General features: G+C 58.9%; 16 protein-coding genes. 10 read left to right on the top strand and 6 right to left on the bottom strand.

Going from position 1 to position 18756, the window contains the following annotated elements; genetic code table 11:
* Positions 1 to 131 precede the first annotated feature (131 nt).
* The 3 genes from DWB63_RS07020 to DWB63_RS07010 are packed head-to-tail and all read left to right on the top strand — an operon-like array spanning position 132 to position 2355.
* Positions 132 to 815, top strand: a complete 684-nt coding sequence (locus tag DWB63_RS07020) for a DUF554 domain-containing protein (protein ID WP_128328113.1) — start codon at positions 132 to 134, stop codon at positions 813 to 815.
* Between the two features lie 42 nt (positions 816 to 857).
* Positions 858 to 1748, top strand: coding sequence for an AraC family transcriptional regulator (locus tag DWB63_RS07015; RefSeq protein WP_164879804.1), 891 nt, complete (start codon positions 858 to 860; stop codon positions 1746 to 1748).
* Positions 1749 to 1803: 55 nt separating this feature from the next.
* Entirely contained in the window at positions 1804 to 2355 is a 552-nt protein-coding gene (locus tag DWB63_RS07010) for a YbhB/YbcL family Raf kinase inhibitor-like protein (protein WP_128328111.1), read from the top strand.
* Between the two features lie 55 nt (positions 2356 to 2410).
* Here the strand turns inward: DWB63_RS07010 and DWB63_RS07005 are convergent, their stop codons facing one another.
* The 3 genes from DWB63_RS07005 to DWB63_RS06995 form a co-directional block, all read right to left on the bottom strand.
* A complete protein-coding gene (locus DWB63_RS07005; RefSeq protein WP_128328110.1) occupies positions 2411 to 2896 on the bottom strand; it encodes a hypothetical protein in 486 nt (161 codons plus the stop codon).
* A gap of 120 nt (positions 2897 to 3016) precedes the next feature.
* The gene (locus DWB63_RS07000) at positions 3017 to 3928 is read right to left on the bottom strand and encodes an AEC family transporter (RefSeq protein WP_128328109.1); all 912 of its coding nucleotides are present in this window, start codon (positions 3926 to 3928) and stop codon (positions 3017 to 3019) included.
* Between the two features lie 79 nt (positions 3929 to 4007).
* On the bottom strand, positions 4008 to 4757 hold the full coding sequence (locus tag DWB63_RS06995) for an N-acyl homoserine lactonase family protein (RefSeq protein WP_128328108.1): 750 nt from the start codon (positions 4755 to 4757) through the stop codon (positions 4008 to 4010).
* A gap of 337 nt (positions 4758 to 5094) precedes the next feature.
* On the opposite strand from DWB63_RS06995, the gene DWB63_RS06990 reads away from it, so the two are divergent.
* Both DWB63_RS06990 and DWB63_RS06985 read left to right on the top strand, forming a co-directional pair.
* Positions 5095 to 5553, top strand: coding sequence for a chemotaxis protein CheX (locus DWB63_RS06990; RefSeq protein ID WP_128328107.1), 459 nt, complete (start codon positions 5095 to 5097; stop codon positions 5551 to 5553).
* Positions 5554 to 5585: 32 nt separating this feature from the next.
* Positions 5586 to 7169: a HEAT repeat domain-containing protein gene (locus DWB63_RS06985; RefSeq protein ID WP_128328106.1), complete on the top strand. Its 1584-nt coding sequence runs from the start codon at positions 5586 to 5588 to the stop codon at positions 7167 to 7169.
* 56 nt (positions 7170 to 7225) lie between these two features.
* Here DWB63_RS06985 and DWB63_RS06980 read toward each other — a convergent pair whose 3' ends face one another.
* A complete protein-coding gene (locus DWB63_RS06980; protein WP_128328105.1) occupies positions 7226 to 8053 on the bottom strand; it encodes an alpha/beta fold hydrolase in 828 nt (275 codons plus the stop codon).
* Positions 8054 to 8167: 114 nt separating this feature from the next.
* On the opposite strand from DWB63_RS06980, the gene DWB63_RS06975 reads away from it, so the two are divergent.
* The 5 genes from DWB63_RS06975 (at position 8168) to DWB63_RS06955 (ending at position 16875) form a co-directional block, all read left to right on the top strand.
* The gene (locus tag DWB63_RS06975) at positions 8168 to 9196 is read left to right on the top strand and encodes a DUF1786 domain-containing protein (RefSeq protein ID WP_128328104.1); all 1029 of its coding nucleotides are present in this window, start codon (positions 8168 to 8170) and stop codon (positions 9194 to 9196) included.
* 79 nt (positions 9197 to 9275) lie between these two features.
* Positions 9276 to 12431 (top strand): aryl-sulfate sulfotransferase, encoded by a 3156-nt coding sequence (locus DWB63_RS06970; protein ID WP_128328103.1) that lies wholly within the window; start codon positions 9276 to 9278, stop codon positions 12429 to 12431.
* 129 nt (positions 12432 to 12560) lie between these two features.
* Positions 12561 to 13265: a DUF4197 domain-containing protein gene (locus tag DWB63_RS06965; protein ID WP_164879803.1), complete on the top strand. Its 705-nt coding sequence runs from the start codon at positions 12561 to 12563 to the stop codon at positions 13263 to 13265.
* Positions 13266 to 13274: 9 nt separating this feature from the next.
* Complete coding sequence (locus DWB63_RS06960) at positions 13275 to 15335, top strand: AsmA family protein (protein WP_128328101.1); 2061 nt, start codon at positions 13275 to 13277, stop codon at positions 15333 to 15335.
* A 151-nt stretch (positions 15336 to 15486) separates the two neighbouring features.
* Positions 15487 to 16875 carry an esterase-like activity of phytase family protein gene (locus DWB63_RS06955; RefSeq protein WP_128328100.1) on the top strand — a complete coding sequence of 463 codons (1389 nt, stop codon included), beginning with the start codon at positions 15487 to 15489 and terminating at the stop codon, positions 16873 to 16875.
* 251 nt (positions 16876 to 17126) lie between these two features.
* Here the strand turns inward: DWB63_RS06955 and DWB63_RS06950 are convergent, their stop codons facing one another.
* Together DWB63_RS06950 and DWB63_RS06945 are read right to left on the bottom strand one after the other, a co-directional pair.
* Positions 17127 to 17654, bottom strand: coding sequence for a class I SAM-dependent methyltransferase (locus tag DWB63_RS06950; protein ID WP_164879802.1), 528 nt, complete (start codon positions 17652 to 17654; stop codon positions 17127 to 17129).
* A 114-nt stretch (positions 17655 to 17768) separates the two neighbouring features.
* The gene (locus DWB63_RS06945; RefSeq protein ID WP_128328098.1) at positions 17769 to 18527 is read right to left on the bottom strand and encodes an arginine deiminase family protein; all 759 of its coding nucleotides are present in this window, start codon (positions 18525 to 18527) and stop codon (positions 17769 to 17771) included.
* Positions 18528 to 18756 lie beyond the last annotated feature (229 nt).

Raw genomic sequence — 18756 nt, 5'->3', positions numbered from 1 at the left:
TTCGTGCGGTCCGCCCTGCGCCCTCCACGGCCGGGGCGGACGCCGACCTCCCTGTCAATATCCTTGTCACGCCTACCTCTTGGTGGTAGCACCGCTTTGCAGAGAGTCTTCGCCTGAACAAGGATGCATACATGTTACCCATCGGATCCATCGTCAATGCCTGCGCCATCATCGGCGGTTCCCTCATCGGCTGCTGGCTGCAGTCCCGCTTCCCGGAACGGATCAGGACCATCGTCTTTCAGGGATTGGGATTGTGCGTGCTGCTCATCGGCATCCAAATGGCCCTCAAGGTGGACAACATTCTCATCGTCATCTTCTCCGTGCTGCTCGGCGGCATCACTGGGGAATTGCTGCGACTCGACTCCATGCTGGAGCGGTTGGGCAACCGCTTCAAGAGGATCGTGCGCTCCAAGAATGACAACTTCACGGACGGCCTGGTCACCACCTCGCTCCTCTTCTGCATCGGGGCCATGGCCATTATCGGTTCCCTGGATGAAGGCATCCGGGGCGACGCCACCGTGATCTACACCAAATCCATCCTGGACGGCTTTGCGGCCATCGCCTTTGCCGCCACCTACGGGACCGGGGTCATCTTCTCGTTCATCCCGGTGCTCCTTTACCAGGGGTCCATCACCATCGGGGCCTCCTTTTTCCAGCAATATTTCTCGGACATGATGATCGCACAGATCACCGGATGCGGCGGCCTGCTCATCGTGGGCATCGGCATCAACCTGCTGGAACTGACCGAAATCCGGCTGGCCAATCTGCTGCCCGCCCTGGCCTACGTGGTCGTGCTGACCTTTTTCTTCGGCTAGCCGCCGCTTGTGAACCGGTTCCGCCGCTGTTATCCTCCGGGCATGGACACCTCGGCCACAATACGACATCTCCAGACACTCATGGGCAGGCTTTCGCCCGGCGAAGGCCCCACATCCATCCCGTTTCTGGGCATGGTTTCCAGCGCCGCATCCCACCGGCTGTTGTCCGTCTCCCTGCCCCAATCCGCCCTTTTCTTCATCCTCTCGGGGACGAAAACCATCATTCACGGCGAAAACAGAATAGAATTGAAGACCGGTCAGGGATTCCTCTATCCCGCCCGGATGGAGACAATCATCGAAAACCGTCCGGACAGAGCAAACGGCCGGTATCTCGCCCTCTGCCTTGTCTATGATGAGGACATGGTCGGACGGGTGGTTTCGGAAAGGTCCGGCCCGGAAATCCGCCCGCCGTTGTCCCTGGAAGCGCTGAAAACAGACTGCGATGCCCTTGTGGGATCATCGTTGAACCACCTGCTGCACATGGCAGCGGCCAGCCCGGACAACAAAAGGCTCCTCTCGCTCTGCCGCGAAGAGTTGCTTCTGCTCATGGCCGAACGCACCGACTGTCTGCCGCTGCTGTGGGACGCGGTTTCAACATGGAGTTCACGGTGCTGCCGACTCATCGGCATGGAACCGGGCAGGGCCTGGACCGCCGAGGCCATCGCGGCCAAACTGGGAACAAGCGAGCGTTCCCTCCGGCGGCACCTGAACGAAGAAAACACATCTCTCCGAAGCCTTTTCCGGGAGGTCAGGCTCAACTCCGGGCTGGCCATGCTCCAAACCGGCACTGCGACCGTGGGAGAAACGGCATACCGGTGCGGTTACAACTCGGCCTCACGCTTTGCCGGACTGTTCCGGGAACGGTTCGGCGTCAGTCCGAGCCAGATATTGCAGTACAACGCCGTTTTGGATCAACCTTTGGCCGGATCGTGACTGCGCCCATCCATACGGACTGCTAGAACGCCTCCAACATCAAAGGAGGCATTTCATGCATAGGACACGTTTTTCCCTTTCCCTGGCCCTGGCCTTTGCCCTAGCTTTAACCTTTGCCCCGGCCTGCATGGCGGACGGCTTCACCCTGACCAGCCCGACCGTCAAGGATGGCGGCACGCTGCCCCCGAAACACCTGCTCAACGGTTTCGGCTGCACCGGCGAAAACATTTCGCCCGCCCTTCAGTGGCAGAACCCGCCTGCCGGAACCAGGAGCTTTGCCGTGACCGTCTACGATCCGGATGCCCCCACGGGAAGCGGCTGGTGGCACTGGGTGGTGTTCGATATCCCCAAAACAGCGACCGGCCTTGCCGAAGGCGGTCGTCTCCCGGAAGGCACGGTCCAGAGCCGGACGGACTTCGGCGCACCCGGCTATGGCGGGGCTTGTCCCCCGGAGCATCATGGGGAACACCGGTATATCTTCACTGTCCACGCCCTGAATGTCGAGAAGCTCGATCTCGGAGCGGACAGTTCCGCAGCCATGGTCGGCTTTTTCCTGAACGCCCATTCACTGGGCTCGGCAACCCTGACAGCCAGATACGGCCGTTAACGACAAAGGCCCGCTCTCTGTTGAGAGCGGGCCTTTTATGCCTTGGTCATCTTGTTTACTTTTCGGCTGACTTGGCAGCTTTCTTCTTGCCGCCGCAGCCGCCGCAAGCGGAAATCTTCTTGACCTCTTCGTCCGGCTCCAACACGCGGATTTCTTCTTCGGAATCCAGGTGCCCCTTGAGCTTGGCGTATTCGATGACATCCTCCAGAATCTGCTGGCAGTCCTTGGTGGGGATGTTCTCTCCCACCAGGGCACGCTGAAAATCAGGCTTGTCAAAGGGCTTGGCCCAATAGTTGTGCTTGAGGTATTCCCAGGCGCCGGCCTTGGGCACGTCGATGGCCGGGGTGGAGGAACGCAGGGCGACTTCCCAGCGGGTATATTCGTAAGGATCGTCCAGGGTCTTTTCCGGGTAGCAGGCATGGGTCTCGCTGGCCTGGAAGGAGACCACCACCTTGAGCCCGATGGCCAGTTCCTTGAACACGCGGCCGAACAGTTCATGCCGGGACGCTTCAACAAGATATTCTCTGAAATCTTTAGCCATTGAATACTCCTTATCAATACGGGGAACAGCAAATTAGCGGCATACTGTCCCAATTCCCCGCTCGAATCAAGGGGTTTTCCCAAGAGCTTGAACTCCCGGTTTCAGGCACCCCGTGCCGGATCAACTGCCAAGCAGGGCCAGTATCAGGGGCATGGTCACTGCGGACAAAACAGTCTGCGCAGTGATGATCAGGGCCATGACCCGATGGTCTCCGCCCATCTGGCGCGCCAGGATAAAGGCGGATACGGACACCGGAATGGCTGTGTAGATCAGCGCCGCGTCACGGGCCAGCCCCTCCACGCCGAACAGCCGGGCACAGCCGTAGGCGGCCAGGGGCAGGGCCACGAGATGGGACAAAGAAGCCAGCCCCACGGGCATGGTTGTCGCGCCGATCCCTTCGAATTGCAGTCCTGCGCCCACGGCCAGCAGGCCGAGCGGCAGGGCCGCCTTGCCCAGGATGGTCAGCAGATCCAGAACCACGCCGGGCAGTTCCAGATTGAGCCCGCTCAGGATCAACCCCGCCACGCAGGCCAGGATGAGGGGATTCTTGAGCAGCTCCAGCCCCACCCTGCCCAGGCCGCCGCCGTGTTTGCCGTGGCGCGAAAGCACCAGCACGCAAAGGACGTTGACCAGGGGAATGAGGGTGAGCAGGGCCACGGCCGAAAGCGTCATCCAGTCCGGGCCGAGCAATGCGGCCGCAGCCGAAAGCCCCACGTAGGTGTTGGGCCGGATGGCTCCCTGAAAAACCGAGGTGAAGACCGGGCCGTCCAGATTGAACATGGTCCGGGTGAGCACCAGGAACGCGCCCACAAGACAGATGGCCGAGGCCAGAGTCAGACCGATCCCCATGGCCGAACCGTCAAAATGCCGCCCGGCAAGTCCGCTGACCAGCATGGCCGGAAACAGGACATAGTAGGTCAGGCGCTCGGACACAGGCCAGAAACCGATTCCGGGAAAATCGAGCCTGCGCAGGACGAATCCCAGCAGGATCAGCCCGAATATGGGCAATATGGCGAGTATGATTGGGGACATGGTGTGAACGGTACTCCCCGCTCAGGTGCAATGGCAAGAAAAACGGGGAGCCTCCTCTCGGGAAGCTCCCCGCCGCGATTTACTCGGGCACGGTTTCCATGGACGCCCATTTGGGCTCATGGAGCGGCAGGACGAAGTCGGCCATGTCCTTGGCCTTCAGCAAAATGTCGTAGGCCTCATACGGACCGGTGTTGGTGCCGGGCGGAATGACTTCCATCTCCATGGCCCGGACTTCCTTTGGCGGGTCCAGGTTCTCCAGGATGGTGCAGAACCCGCAGATAAGGACCGACCCCTTGTCGGTCTCGATCTTGATGGACATGCCCCCCGGAGTGTGGGCCGGGGTATGGATCATGGTGATGCCCGGCAGGACCTCGGTATCCTCGGCCACGGTGACAATCTGGCCGTTTTCCTTGGCATCGTCCACGTAGTCCTCCAGATAACGGAAATCCAGCGGGTGGGGGTTGTACACGGACTCCATCTCCTTCTCGTGCACATATATCTTTGCATTGACGCACTTGTAGTCGTTTTCGCAATGATCGTTGTGCAGATGGGTGTGGATGATGATGTCGATATCCTCGGGCTTGAGGCCGTATTTGGCCAGCCCTTCCTCAAAGGTATATATCTTGCCGCCGATGGCCTGTTCGCGCTCGGCCGACACGATGGGCTGCATCTCCCCGGTGTCCACCAGGATGTTCTTGTCGCCGCCCTCAATATACCAGGTATAGATCGGGATGGTATACGGGGTGCCGTATCCCTGTTGATAGGTCATCATGCCCTTGTCAAAAACCTTGGTCCCCATGACTATGGGATGAATGGTGTAGGTCTTCACGATTTACGCTTCCTGTTGAATTTTGTATGAACCTATGAGGATGATTTGGCATGTGTCAAGCACTGGAAAGATGCTTGACGATCTGCCATATCCTTCGGCACCATTGAGTGAGACGGGGTCTGAGGGGAAACACAATCTCGAACAAAGAAAAAACAACTCAACGTGTATAATTAGTTATACACGTCTTGACCCTTTGTCTCATAGTCGGTTAGGTATTTGTAATGTGAGACTTAGCTGTCACGCATCTGAATGAAGAATAATTACTCGACTTTCTCCAATTCTTTAGGATAACTGAGAAGGTTGAATCTTACTGCTATTTTTCCAAGGAGAAAAACACATGGATGTTGAACTGGCGAAGCCCTTCATCAAAGCAGCCATAGACGTACTGTCCACCATGGCCTTTATCAAACCCGAGGTCGGCAAGCCCTACGTCAAGAGAAACACCGTTGCCGCCGGAGACGTGTCCGGAATGGTAGGTATCACCGGCAAGAAAAATGGCAGCGTATCTCTCTCTTTCTCCAAGGGATGTGCCGTAGCCATCGTCAAGAATATGCTGGGTGACGAAATCGATGATATCATGCAGGACGTCAAGGATGCCGTTGGCGAACTGACCAACATGATATCCGGCCAGGCCCGTGCAGGTCTGGCGGAAAAGGGACTCGTCTTCCAAGGCTCCACCCCGACCGTCGTCATGGGAGACAATCACACAATTTCCCATATGGCGAAGGCTCCGATAATGGCCATCCCCTTCACGACAAAGGACGGGACCTTCACCATTGAATTCTGCTTTGAGTAGGCCGCTGCATTTTTAAAAAGCGTGGAGATGTCATGGCAAGGCTTGATAAGTTTCGAGATAAGGAATTCCTGGATCAGATTACGATCCTCAATGAAATATCCGGCAGCAAGGACCCCGAGGCCCTTCCCGGCTTGGTTGATCTACTCAAAAGCCCGGTGGGAGATACCTCCATCGACTATATGGTAGTCAACGCCCTTAACGCTGTGCTGTCCAGCAACGAAGACAATGTCATAGAAGGCTTGAGCGACCCCCATAGCGGCTTGAGCATTTTGTGCATCCGTGTTGCGGGCGAATACGCCATCAAGGCCGCTACGGCTCCCCTGGTGAAACTGGCGCAGGCCGAACCAGACATTGATCGTCTCATGGAGATTCTCACCTCCCTGGCCCGCATCGGTGACGAATCGGCCGTGCCCGTATTCAGAGGATTCCTCTTCCATGAAGATGCCTTCATCCAGTCCTCCTGCATCGAGGCCCTGGGCAAATTCGCAGACCCGGAATCCATAGAGCAATTCAAGGCAATCATTCTCGAGAGCGAGGCCCCAGACCGTTTCGAGGTGTGCGACATCACCACATGGAAAGCTGTGGAAGCCCTGGCCCGCCAGGCCTCGACCGACACCATCGCATTCCTGGTGGAACGACTGCACCACAAGAACCCCACGGTCCGGCGCATCATCACCGACGCACTCATCAACATCGGCTCACCCTGCGTGCCTCAGCTGCTGGGAACCTTCGATGCAGGTGATACAGATAGCAAAATTCTCGCCGCCAACGTTCTGGGCTTCCTGCGCGACCGTTCGGGCGCAAACGGCCTGGTAGCCGCCTTCGACAAAGGGTTGGCCCAGGATGAAAATGTCCGCTACGCCGTATATGAGGCCCTCGGCCGCATCGGCACGATGAAGGGCATCATCTGCCTTGTCGATGGACTGGCAGAGACCGATGAACTCATTCTCATGGCGGTCATCGGCGGGCTGGAGCAGCACGTCAATCCGGGCATGATATCCACCCTGACCAGCCTGATAACCAAGGCTGATGACCAATCCGACCGGCTGGCAAAGGCGGTCATTTCCTCCAAGGCCACCGCCATTTTCGATGCCCTGTATGAATCACAGGGCGTGGGCGATGCCCTGATCGACGCCCTGGCCGAATCCAAGGATCCGGAAATCATCGAGGAATTCCGTTCCGCACTGAACGCAATCGGCGGCACAAGGGCCGATGCTGACCTGGAACGACTGCCTTCCGTCGCCACCGGTACCCGCAAGGCCCTGGCTGCGGACGACTCCCGCTCCATGTGCGCCATGCACCGGGCAATCCTCACGGACCTCGGCTTTGAACCGTTCATGGCCACCAACGGCGAAGAAGCCTACGACTTCATCGAACAGGGCGAGGAGTTCGAAATCATCATCACGGACATGAACATGCCCATCATGGACGGTATGGAACTGGTCTCCAAGATCCGCTCCACCCCCGGCCTGGAAGACATACCCATTATCATGGTCACCACTGAATCCGAGGCTTCCCAGCAAAGCCTGGCGGCCAAGACCGGGGTCACCTCCTTTATCACCAAACCGTTCAAGCCTGACGACCTCAAGGCCAAGATTCTCGAATTCACCGAATAACAAAAAAGGGCCTCCAAGGAGGCCCTTTTTTGTTAGGACGAAGCGGCTTGAAAGACCTATCCTGCACTCTCGGTTGCCACCAAAAAATCAATCGTCATATCAGCAACTTCCGCAGAGTATAGCATCCAGACATGCCCCATGGGTGAACATATCCGCTCTTGCCAACCGGTCCGGCCGGTGCGAAGCATGTCTAAGGGGAAAACATAGTCATCGGTCAGGGTGTATATACCGAGCTTCGGACAGTCCGGATCGGACGCGCCTGCCACGGCGCGGGAAATGAACCGACCTGGAATGAGATCGCGGGCCATGCGGTTGCCGCCGAACCGAGCAAGATCACTGCCTTTGTGCGGCGACCCCAAGGTGATAAGCCCTGCCACGCAATGATTGAAACGCGGATTGGCCGCTGCACAGCGACAGACCAGCCCACCAAGGCTGTGGCCCATGAGGATCACCTTGGCGTCAGGTTCCTTCCCAAGCAGTGCTTCCAATTTCTGTTCCATGCCTTTCAGGGCATGGTCGAAATCCCTGGTAAAGCTGTTGTAGCCGAAGGTGTGCAGGTTGGAAAACCCCGCCCGACGCAGTCGGAACTTGAAAAACTGCCAGGCTGTGCGGTTGTGGTAAAGGCCATGCACCATCAGGATGGGAGTCCCCATACCGCCTGGGGAGCGCTCGGTGCAGGCGAGCAGCAGACAACTTGGCAGGGCCACGACATCTGCTGCCAAGGCCGTGACCACCCCCCGGACCACGGCCAAACTCAACCCGTCCACGCCCCGGCGGATTTCCGAGAGTTGTCCGGCCAGAGCGTTGGACACAAGAAATGCACCAAACCGTATCAGGGTAAACAGGACGAGCACGGCCAGGGAGACAAGGGTGAACGTCAGCATGACGCACCATGACGCCGTGCGCAGCCGGTGTCAACCCGACAGGAAACGCGGACTTCTTGCCCCTTTGCCCTCCCCGGTGTAACAAGATCGGGACATATTCCCAAGGAGAAACCTTTGAACACCACACTCTGCCTCGACATCGGCAGCGGCACCCAGGACGTGCTGCTCCATTCACCCGATATCAATATTGAAAACTGTCCAAAATTCGTCCTCCCCTCCCCGGCCCTGCAAATCGGCCGGCGCATGGAGGGATTGCGCGTGCAGGGCAGAAACATCTGGCTCCACCACCGCAACATGGGCGGCGGCGTGACCCGGTTCATAAACGCCCATCTCAAGGCCGGGCTGCAAGTCGCATCCACCGAAAGCGCGGCCTACACCATGGCCGACGACCTGACACGTGTCACGGACATGGGCATCACGCTGACCGAGGCGTGTCCCGCCGGGTTCGAGCCGGTCCGGCTCACGGATTTCGATGAGGCCTGGTGGCAGACTTTCCTGACCGCCGCAGAGCTTCCCTGGCCCGATGAGATCGCGGCCTGCGCCCAGGACCACGGGTTTCATCCGGGGCAGTCCAACCGCATGGGCCGCTTCAAGCTCTGGCAAAACCTGCTGCACGAGGCGGACGGTCGCCCAGAAGCCCTGGTCTACCGGACCCCGCCCGCCATGCTTACCCGGCTGGCCGATCTCCAGGCGGACATCGGCGGCGGACCCGTGGCCGACACCGGAGCCGCAGCGGTGCTCGGTGCGCTCTATGTGGACGAAATCGAGCGCCTCAGTCATGAGCGCGGCATCACGCTGGTCAACATCGGCAACTCCCATTTGATCGCCTTTCTCCTGTTCGACGGCCGCATCCACGGCGTCTATGAACAGCATACCGGCTGTGTGGACGGCGACAAACTCTGGAAGGACCTGGCCGATTTCCGCTGCGGCTGCCTGTCCTTTGAACAGGTCTTCGAGGAACGCGGCCACGGCTGTCTGTGCAATGACCTGCCTGACGGAGCTGACGGATTCCAACCCACATTCGTTCTCGGTCCCCGCCGGAGCATGTTGAACGGATTCGATGTAACCTTCCCGTCCCCGGGCGGAGACATGATGCTGGCAGGCTGCTTCGGTCTCATAAAGGGACTAGCCATGCAGGGGTAAAATCAGGCATGATGGCGACCAAAACAGATCACCCACACTCAATCCCTCAAGGACAAGTGAGACCTTTCAAGGAATGTTCATGATGATACGCCGACTGATTCTCGCCCTGTTTCTCTGCACCCTGCTATATCCCGTCAACGCCCACGCCCGGACAGTGCATGTCGATTCCAAGGCGACCCAACCCGGTGACGGCTCTTCCTGGGCCTCAGCCATGCAGGAGTTGGATCAGGCCCTGGCGAGCGCTGCGGACGGCGACCAGATATGGGTTGCCGAAGGCGTCTATACGCCCAACCCGAGCGCGGGCCGTGCCGCCACCTTCAAACTGGTTCCGGGGGTGGAGATCTACGGCGGTTTCTCAGGCACTGAGGTCGAGCTGGGCAAACGGAACTTCAAGAAGCATCAAACGACTCTTTCCGGCGACATCGGCCAGATGGGGGTTCCCGACGACAACGTCTTTCACGTGGTCACCGGGGCGGACCGGGCCGTGCTCGACGGTTTTACCGTCACCGGTGGTTACAGCAGGAACGCCCGCTGGCAGGGAGGCGACCAACTGACCGCCTCCGTCATCGTGTCCGGTCCCGGCAACGGCCAGGGGGCTGGCATGATCAACTTCCAGGCCTCGCCAGAAGTGCGCAACTGCGTCTTCCAGGACAACCAGGCCCTTGAGGGCGGCGCGGTCTACAACATGACTTCGCCGTCGAACGACCCCACAGGCGTACCTGAGACCTCTCCACGGTTCATAGACTGCACCTTCTGGCAGAACTCGGCCATGGCCTACGGCGGCGGCGTGGCCAATGCGCTGCGCACCAAACCCCTTTTCGTGTCCTGCGAATTCGACTCCAACCTGAGCGATTTCAAGGGAGGCGGCATGTACAACGACTTCGGGGCCGCGCCGATCCTGCTCAACTCCATTTTTCGCAACAATGAAGCGGTGCACGGCGGCGGCATGGCCAACGACGGCGGGGCCGCACCCATCTTCTACTACTGCACCCTCACCGGCAACCGCTCCACCAAGGACGGTCCGGCCATCCACCAGGGCGACACCAGCGCCAACACCACAATCCTGATCAAAACCGTGGTCTGGGCCAACGAATGCGAATGCAAGGACACCCGTTTCCTCAACGGTCCCGGCAGCGAAATCCGGGTGCAGGACTCGGTCATCCAGGGCGGCTACAAGGGCAAATCCGTGTTTCAGGCCAACCCGAGCCTGGACCGCAAATCCGAAACCATGCTCAACGTGGGATACAAGACCAACGGCTTCCGATTCACGGCAGACAAACTCGACGCCCGGATCAAGGACGCCAACCGGAGTGAATTTACACAGAACCTGCCCAGTTTTGATTCCGGCTACACCGCAGCCGTGACCACGGCCCTGCTCGACACCCGAAATGCCCCGGCCCTGCCCGAAACCCGAAGCATCCCGGTGCAACTCCCCGAAGTGGCCCAGACTCCTGCGCCCCAGAGCATTGCAACGCCGGAACCTGAACCGGAACAGCCAAAGATTCTGGAACAGCCACAGGTTCTGGAGCAGGCACCAAAGCAGGCACCGGTCGCAACACCCGAGCCAGTCCTTGCTCCGGTCCAACCACCTGCGCCTCAACCCGAACCGGACGCCCTGGCCATGGTCGAGCCGCAGCACTCGGTCCTCAAGGAATCGCCTGCCCCGCGTAAAAGCGGCCCGAAATCCTCTGAAATCATGCTGCTGGAGCTGGACGCTGACGGCAACGGCTGCATCACCATCAACGAGGCACAGGGTCCGCTCCAGCAGCAATTCTGGCGCGTGGACCACAACGGTGACGGCTGCCTGTCAAAGGCAGAGCTGGATCGAATGGACGACAAGAGCAGACAAGAGGGGCAAGACACAGCGGAACAGGCATCCCAGCCTCAGCCCCGTCCGCAGCCCAGGCCCGTGGCCCAGCAGGCCAAACCGGCCGCTCCGCAACCGACGACCACCGCCTCCCTGGCCAAACCGCAGACGGCCGCCCCCGCCAAAACGACCGCCCTTCCGGCCGCATCCAAAGCAGAGAGCTCCGGTTCTTCCACCGGTTATACCCTGTTCGCGCCCATAGGTGGAACCGAGACCTACCTGGTGGACATGCAGGGTAGCATTTTCAAGAAGTGGACAAGCAAGGATACCTCTGCCGGTGCGGTCTATCTCCTGAACAACGGCAACCTGCTTCGGACGGTATCTCCGGCCAAGGGCGAGGTTCGCACGCCGTTCGAAGGAAAGGGCGTGAACGGAGGCATCATACAGGAAGTGTCGCCACGCGGACAAATTGTCTGGGAATACAGCTACGTATCATCAGATGTCCGGCAGCACCATGATGTCGAACCTCTGCCCAACGGCAACGTCCTGCTTCTGGCATGGGAGATGAAGCACGCCTCGGATATCGAGGCTGCGGGCGGCTCCCTGCGTTCCCATCCCGAGGGCAAGCTCTGGGTGGAGCACATCGTGGAGGTTCGCAAATCCGGCCCGAGGAGCGGCTACATCGTGTGGGAGTGGCACGCCTGGGACCATCTGGTGCAGGATTCCAACCAGTCCGCCCCCAACTATGCGAGCCCGGTCCGCCTGCCCCAGCGCATCGATTTAAACTACAACCCCACGCGCCAGGCCGATTGGCAGCACGCCAACTCCATCGACTTCAATCCGGCCCTGAACCAGATCGTGGTCAGCCTGCGCAACACGAACGAAATCTGGATCATCGACCACTCCACCAGCACGGCCCAGGCCGCCGCCAGTTCCGGCGGACTCATGCGCCGGGGCGGCGACATCCTCTTCCGTTGGGGCAATCCGGCAGCCTACGGGGCTTCGGGTCGGCCTTCCCTCATGGGACAGCATGACGCCCAATGGATTCCAAACGGCAAGCCCGGTGATGAGACCATCCTGATCTTCAACAACGGCGACCGCCGGGAGAAACGGTCTGACATCATCGAGATCAAGCCCGAATACTACTTCAAGACCACCCGCCTCAATGCCCAGGTGGTCTGGTCCTACAACGATGCAGGCGGCTCTCCGTTCTTTGCCGACCACGTCTCCGGCGCCCAGCGGCTGGCCAACGGCAACACGCTCATATGCGACGGCACGGACGCACGCATCTTCGAAGTCACGGGTGACGCCAAGCCCGTCTGGGAATACAAGCACGAAGGCAGGAACAAAGGGCCGGACAGCCATCTCTTCAGAGCGACCAGAATACCCTCGGACCACCCCGGCATCAAAAGACTGTCCTCGCAATAGCCGCATCCAGGGCGGGCGGTCCGGGACCGTCCGCCTTTTTGTCGGAATCGCAATCCGCCCCCTAGGCAGAGAACTTTCACCATGGTACATTCCCGACTATCAGTTCTCAATCGTAACGAGGAGCCGGTCATGAAATCGAAATATTCTCCCATTCCCCTCATACTTTTACTGACCATCCTGGTCTGGACCGCCCCCGGCCACGCGGCATGGGGCGACGCCATCAAGGGCATGGGAGATGCAGGAGCCACGGCCATGGGATTACCCTACACACCTTCCCAGGCCGAGGCAGGCATCAAGCAAGTGCTCTCAATGGGTACGGATTCCGCTGTTTCCTCCCTCGGTGTCAACGGAGGATTCTCCAATAATGAAGCTCTGGCCCTGCCCTTACCGGATTTGTTCAGCAAGGCAAGCGGCAGTGCAGCCTCCGGGCTGGTCTCGGCCCTGAACTCGGCGGCCGAATCCTCGGTCCCGTCCCTTGGCCCCCTCTTCCAGAACGCCATCCAGTCCCTGGACATCGGCAACCCTGCCTCCATGATCGGAGGCGACGACGACTCGATCACCCGATATTTTGAAAATTCCGCGCGACCATCGCTCAAAAAACTGGCAAAACCCATTGTCAGCAAGAGCCTGGACGCGACCGATGCCGGTCAATACCTGAACGCCCTGACCGCAGCCCAGCAGATGAGCAATCTGACCGGTGTGGCCTTTGACCCCGTGGACTACGTCACCGACCGGGCTCTGGACGGCATGTTCAGCTACATAGCCGACACGGAAAAAGATATCCGCTCCACAGGCGGAGCCGGTGCAAGTGAACTTCTACAAACACTCTTCTAGGAGCTACCCATGTCCAAAATCATAAAAATCAGCCTGATATCGGCAGCAGCAATTGTCCTTCTTTTTGTCGTGGCAGCCATCGCCCTGGTGGTCCTGGTCGATCCCAACGAATACAAGGCGGAAATCTCCCAGGCCGTCAAGGAACAGACCGGTCGTGACCTCAAATTCGAAGGCGATATCGGTTTCAATTTCTTTCCCTGGCTGGGACTGGATGTCGGGCCCATGGCGCTGGGCAACGCACCGGGGTTCGCCCCCGACGAGATGGTACGCATCAACAAGGCCGAGGCCTCCATCCGAATCATGCCGCTGTTTTCGGGCAATCTGTCCGTCGGCACGGTCGTATTGGACGGGCTCACCCTCAATCTGGCCAAAAATGCAAAGGGTGTCACCAACTGGGACGACCTGACCAAGGCTGCGGCAACCGATACAAAAGACGCTGTGGAGCCGACTGAAAAAAAGAGCGGCGACACGGCCAAGAAACCTTCGGAAATGCTGTCCGTCCAGGGCATCGAGATCACCAACGCCAACGTCATGTTCGATGACCGGCAGGCGGGAACCAAAACCTCGATCAACAACCTGAATCTCATCGTCGGCGAGGTGGGCAATGGGGTGCGCTTCCCCTTTGAGCTGCGCTTCGACCTCAAGCTGGATAATCCCAATATCGAAACCCGGCCCACATTGACCGGCTTTGCCAAACTTGACCAGGATACCGGAAGCATGGAGATCGACCAATTCACTTTCAGCGCCCTCAACCTGGAAATCACCGGCCTGTTCTTTGCCAAGGCCAAGGACGGCACCGCCTCCTATTCCGGCGAACTGAAGCTGGCAGAAGCCTCCGTCCGCAAGCTCATGCAGGAGATCGGCATGGAAGTCCCTGCCACGGCTGACCCCAAGGCGCTCGAAGCGCTGTCGGCCGACCTCAAGTTCAACGGCACCGAGTCAAATGTTTCCCTGGAGAAGATGACCGTCAAACTCGACGACACCACGGTCACGGTAGACGGCTCGGTCAAGAATTTCAACAAACCGGCCATGAACCTCAACGTCAACGTGGACACCATGGATGTGGACAGATACCTCCCGCCCAAGTCCGATACGCCCGGCGACACAACGCAGGCCGGACCAACTGCCGCAACCAACGACAAGCCCGCAGAGGAACCGGACCTGAGCGGTCTCAAGGGTCTTGATCTGGCCGCCAAACTGACCGTGGGCAAGCTCAAGGTCATGAACCTGACCATCACCGACATCCTGTGCCAGCTCACGGCCAAGAACGGTGTGCTCAAGGCCCAGCCGGTCTCCCTGAACCTCTATGACGGCTCCTACTCTGCCGAAGGCTGGCTGGACGCCAACCCCAAGGTTGCCACCTGGGGCGAAAAAGGCGGGCTCAAGGGCGTGCTGGCCGGACCGCTGCTCAAGGACCTGGTGGGCAAGGACCACCTGCACGGAACCACCTCGGCCAAGTATGACCTCAAGGGCTTTGGCCTGACCCCGGACAACATCAAAAAGTCCGTCACCGGAACCGCGTCCTTTGCCTTCACCGATGGGGCCGTCATGGGCGTGAACGTGGCCAAGATGATCCGCGACGGCTGGAACCAGCTCAAGGGCAAGGCCGTCAGCGCGGATGAACCGGCAAAAACCGACTTTGCCGAACTGCTCGGGTCGGCCACCATCACCAACGGGCTCATTGACAATCAGGACCTGCTCATGAAATCGCCGCTGCTGCGCGTGACCGGCAAGGGATGGGCCAACCTGCCCAGGAACAACACCGACTACACGGCCACGGTCACCGTGGTCGGCACCCTGGAAGGCCAGGACGGTGCGTCCATGGAAGACCTGAAGGGACTGCCCCTGCCCATCAACGTCAAGGGCGACCTGAACGATCCTAAGATAAGCCTGGATTTGAAGGCCATGGGCGAGGCCCTGTTCAAGGGCACGTTCAAGCAAGGCGCCAAGAGGTTGGAGGAGAAACTCAAGAAGGACCTCCTCGGCGGTTCCCAAAATTCCGGCTCCACAGGCTCCACCACTGACACAAAGACCAATAACCCACTGGGCGGCCTGCTGAAAAAGAAATAATCACCGAGCACCATAACACTCCGGGCCGGGCGGCAAATCGCTGTCCGGCCCTTTTTTTTACGGCAATCGGTAACGCAATCTTCACAATTGCGGCACACCACTCGAACATTGATTCACTATACAGCGGAGAACAAATCTTCAGGAGGCTCTCATGCTGCGCAATCTGTTCCTTTCCGCCCTGTTATTCCTGTCCACGGCACTGCCCTGTCTGGCCGCCGATGTGGTCGTCGAGAAATACGACATAGAAATTCCCAAGGACTTTTTCGTCCCCTATACCGGCGTGTACGCCGACCGATTTCCCGAAGGCTTCACCATCGGTATCGGCTCGGGCATGACCTATGTCGGCAAGGGTGCTGACGGAGCCCGCATCTTCTACGCCATCAGCGATCGCGGCCCCAATGCCGACGCCCCGAAATACGTTGAGGGCGGCAAGACCACGGCCACCAAGATGTTTCCCGCCCCTGATTTCGCCCCCTCCTTCGGGGCCATCCGCGTCAAGGACGGCCATGCCGTGCTGGCCAGCCTGATCACGCTCAAGAACGAGAACATGAAACCCATTTCCGGCCGCGCCATTCCCATCGGGTCCGTGGGCGCCACCGGCGAAATTCCCCTGAACGATTCCCTCAAGAAGCTCGCCTTTGATCCTGACGGACTCGATACCGAAGGCATCGCCATCGATCGCGAAGACAATCGCAATCTCTGGATCTGTGACGAATACGGTCCGTTCATCGCTAAAATAGACGGCTACAACGGCCGCATCATCAAGAAATATGTGCCGGGCAAGGAACTGCCCATGATCGCCACGACACGCCAGCCCAACCGCGGCCTGGAAGGCATTGCCGTGACCCCTTCCAACAAGGTGCTGTCCGCCATCCAGTCCATCTGCGACGTGGACGGCAATGTCAAGAAATCCAAAGCCACCTTCATCCGCCTGCTCTATCTCGACCCCGCAACCGGTTCGGTCAAGCAATTCGCATACCCGCACAACGTCGACACCTACCCGAACTCCGCCGAGGCCAAGATCGGCGACCTGCACGCCATCTCCGATACCGAATTCATCCTCATCGAACGGGGCAAATGCAGTGACGGCAAGACCCGTATCCCGATCTATGTCATCGATATTTCCGACGCTACCGACATTTCGAACATCAAGGCAGCTGGCGGCAACGAGCTGGAAACCCTGGCTGATCGCAGCGCAGTGGAAGCCCTGGGCGTCACCTATGTGAAAAAGACCAAGCTCATCGACATCAAGGACTACGGCTGGAAGCCCGGCAAGGCGGAAGGCGTGGCCCTGCTGCCCGACATGCGCACCCTGGCCGTGACCTCCGACAACGACTTCGGTTTCACCTTCGAGACCGTCAACCCGGTCAACGACGAGAACGGCAAACCGGTCACCAAAGCGGCCAAGTACACAGTGGATCCGTCCGGCCAGGTCAGATACAATGACAAGCCCGTGGAAACCAAGATAGAACTTTCCCCCACCGGCACCGCCTCCAAACTCTGGTTGTTCACGCTGCCAAAGCGCGTTACCGAATATTAGGGCAATGAACTCCCGGGCGGCCGCGGCAAGGGAACACCTGTGAATGGAGTCTCTGCTTCCCCTGTCCGGGACCGCCATGACACGCATACCCGGAGCTTTCAAGGCCAGTTGGCGGACACACGACAAGAAAAAAGCCCACCAGAACGATTCTGGTGGGCTTTTATGGCGTCCTTGAACATGCTTGGCTTGAACGTTTGTGACCGTCTCAGAAATAAATTCCAAAAGGTTCACAGGCCGTCGAAGCGTACCCTCTAGCGTTCCTTGAGACCGGTCACGCAGAACATGGCTCCCCCGTCTCCAACGGCATGGGCCTGAACCGATGAAAACCCGACGGATTCCAGCATCTCCAGGGCAGCAGCGCAGGAGACTGGGCGAAAGACCTCCATATCCAGGGGCATGGTTTCCATTTTCCCCTTGTCCACAAACGCCAACACGACCTTTCCGCCCGGTTTGAGCACCTCATGGATTCGAGCGCAGGTCTGGGAAGGATCGGACCAAAAATAAATGGTATTGGCAGAACAGACTGCGTTAAAGGCCCCGTCGGGATACACCGCAGTATCGAAGTCACCGTGCGTCAACCTGACGCGTCCCTTTCGGATGTGGTGCCGGTTGCGTTTCTTTGCCACATGCATCATGGCATCGGAAAAATCTATTCCCTCGACAACCCCGTCCCCCACAAGGTCACCCATCTCCCTGATAACGGTGCCGCATCCGAACCCTATTTCCAGGATTGCATCGCCGTTGCGCGCTGCGACAAGAGCCACCATCGAGGTGTTCAAGGAATCGTTGCCCTTATCGAAAATCCGTGAGGCAACAAAGCGGCCAAACAATCCTGAAGGCCTCCGCGCCTGTTTCGAAAAAAAACGTTTCCACATTCTCACTCCCGTATGTTGTTAGAATCTGAGGGACAGACAGGTCAGGCCGCCGTCGAGTTTGCGGAATTCGGACACGTCGATGACCACGGTTCTGATCCCGGTGGCCCGAACCTTTTCCAAGGTCTTGGGAAAACCGTCAGGCACGATGACGGTGCCGTTGATGTACAGGCAGTTGCGGGCGTATGCCTCGTCATCGTCCACGATAATCCTTTTAAAGCCGGAGAGTTGTTCCATCTCGTTGCAGCAGGGCGAGAGCAGGAGAGTATTGTTGCCGATAAAGTTGACGTCAGTCTTGAAATGCAGGCTGGGGCAGCAGGCAATGATTTCGGTCTTGTAACCATGGGGTGCGACGGCATGGGCCAGGGCCAGGGCGCCCTCGTTGTTGGTCCGATCGGACAAACCGACATAGAAGGTGTCCTCCACCTGCAACACGTCGCCGCCTTCGATGAGCGCGGGCGGAGCGATCTTGACCAAGGGCTTGTGCTTGGCAAGTTCCGGCTCGATGGTTTTTTGCTCGCCCTGGCGGGAAGGCGCGCCGAGCGGCGTCAGGACGGCCACATGCGCGCAGACCACGGCGGTGTCTTCCACGAAACAGCAATCCGGGTAACCAGGCTCAGCGTCAAGCACGGTCACGTCCAGGCCGAGATCGGCCAGGGTTTGGCAGTAGATGTCGTGTTGCTTCAGGGCCAGGGCAAAATCAGGCTTACCCAGATTGGCGGAGGTGATGCCATTGACCATTTCTTCAGACGGACGGCGGGTTATGGCGCGGGTGAACATGTCTCGGGTGTCTCCTTGGAGTAATATTCTTTTGGTGAAGCTTGGTTTTTGAAAACGATTTCGTCAAGGGGGAAATGGAACACCCGTCCCACACGCCCATCGGTCCGGGTTGGTAGACGCAAAAAAGCCCTGATTCTTTCGAATCAGGGCTTTTTGAAATATTCCTTGGCGGCGACCTACTTTCCCACACGCTACCATGCAGTATCATCGGCGATGGAGGGCTTAACTA

The sequence above is a fragment of the Pseudodesulfovibrio sp. S3 genome (genome assembly GCF_004025585.1).
Taxonomy (GTDB): domain Bacteria; phylum Desulfobacterota; class Desulfovibrionia; order Desulfovibrionales; family Desulfovibrionaceae; genus Pseudodesulfovibrio.
Note: the sequence above shows the minus strand (reverse complement) of the source record. Positions and strands in the feature narration are given on the sequence as shown.

What these genes read in the sequence shown, in the direction of transcription:
- DWB63_RS07020 (WP_128328113.1), top strand. Translation starts at nt 132, where the DNA reads ATGTTACCCATCGGATCCATCGTCAATGCCTGCGCCATCATCGGCGGT.
- DWB63_RS07015 (WP_164879804.1), top strand. Translation starts at nt 858, where the DNA reads ATGGACACCTCGGCCACAATACGACATCTCCAGACACTCATGGGCAGG.
- DWB63_RS07010 (WP_128328111.1), top strand. Translation starts at nt 1,804, where the DNA reads ATGCATAGGACACGTTTTTCCCTTTCCCTGGCCCTGGCCTTTGCCCTA.
- DWB63_RS07005 (WP_128328110.1), bottom strand. Translation starts at nt 2,896, where the DNA reads ATGGCTAAAGATTTCAGAGAATATCTTGTTGAAGCGTCCCGGCATGAA.
- DWB63_RS07000 (WP_128328109.1), bottom strand. Translation starts at nt 3,928, where the DNA reads ATGTCCCCAATCATACTCGCCATATTGCCCATATTCGGGCTGATCCTG.
- DWB63_RS06990 (WP_128328107.1), top strand. Translation starts at nt 5,095, where the DNA reads ATGGATGTTGAACTGGCGAAGCCCTTCATCAAAGCAGCCATAGACGTA.
- DWB63_RS06985 (WP_128328106.1), top strand. Translation starts at nt 5,586, where the DNA reads ATGGCAAGGCTTGATAAGTTTCGAGATAAGGAATTCCTGGATCAGATT.
- DWB63_RS06980 (WP_128328105.1), bottom strand. Translation starts at nt 8,053, where the DNA reads ATGCTGACGTTCACCCTTGTCTCCCTGGCCGTGCTCGTCCTGTTTACC.
- DWB63_RS06970 (WP_128328103.1), top strand. Translation starts at nt 9,276, where the DNA reads ATGATGATACGCCGACTGATTCTCGCCCTGTTTCTCTGCACCCTGCTA.
- DWB63_RS06965 (WP_164879803.1), top strand. Translation starts at nt 12,561, where the DNA reads ATGAAATCGAAATATTCTCCCATTCCCCTCATACTTTTACTGACCATC.
- DWB63_RS06960 (WP_128328101.1), top strand. Translation starts at nt 13,275, where the DNA reads ATGTCCAAAATCATAAAAATCAGCCTGATATCGGCAGCAGCAATTGTC.
- DWB63_RS06955 (WP_128328100.1), top strand. Translation starts at nt 15,487, where the DNA reads ATGCTGCGCAATCTGTTCCTTTCCGCCCTGTTATTCCTGTCCACGGCA.
- DWB63_RS06945 (WP_128328098.1), bottom strand. Translation starts at nt 18,527, where the DNA reads ATGTTCACCCGCGCCATAACCCGCCGTCCGTCTGAAGAAATGGTCAAT.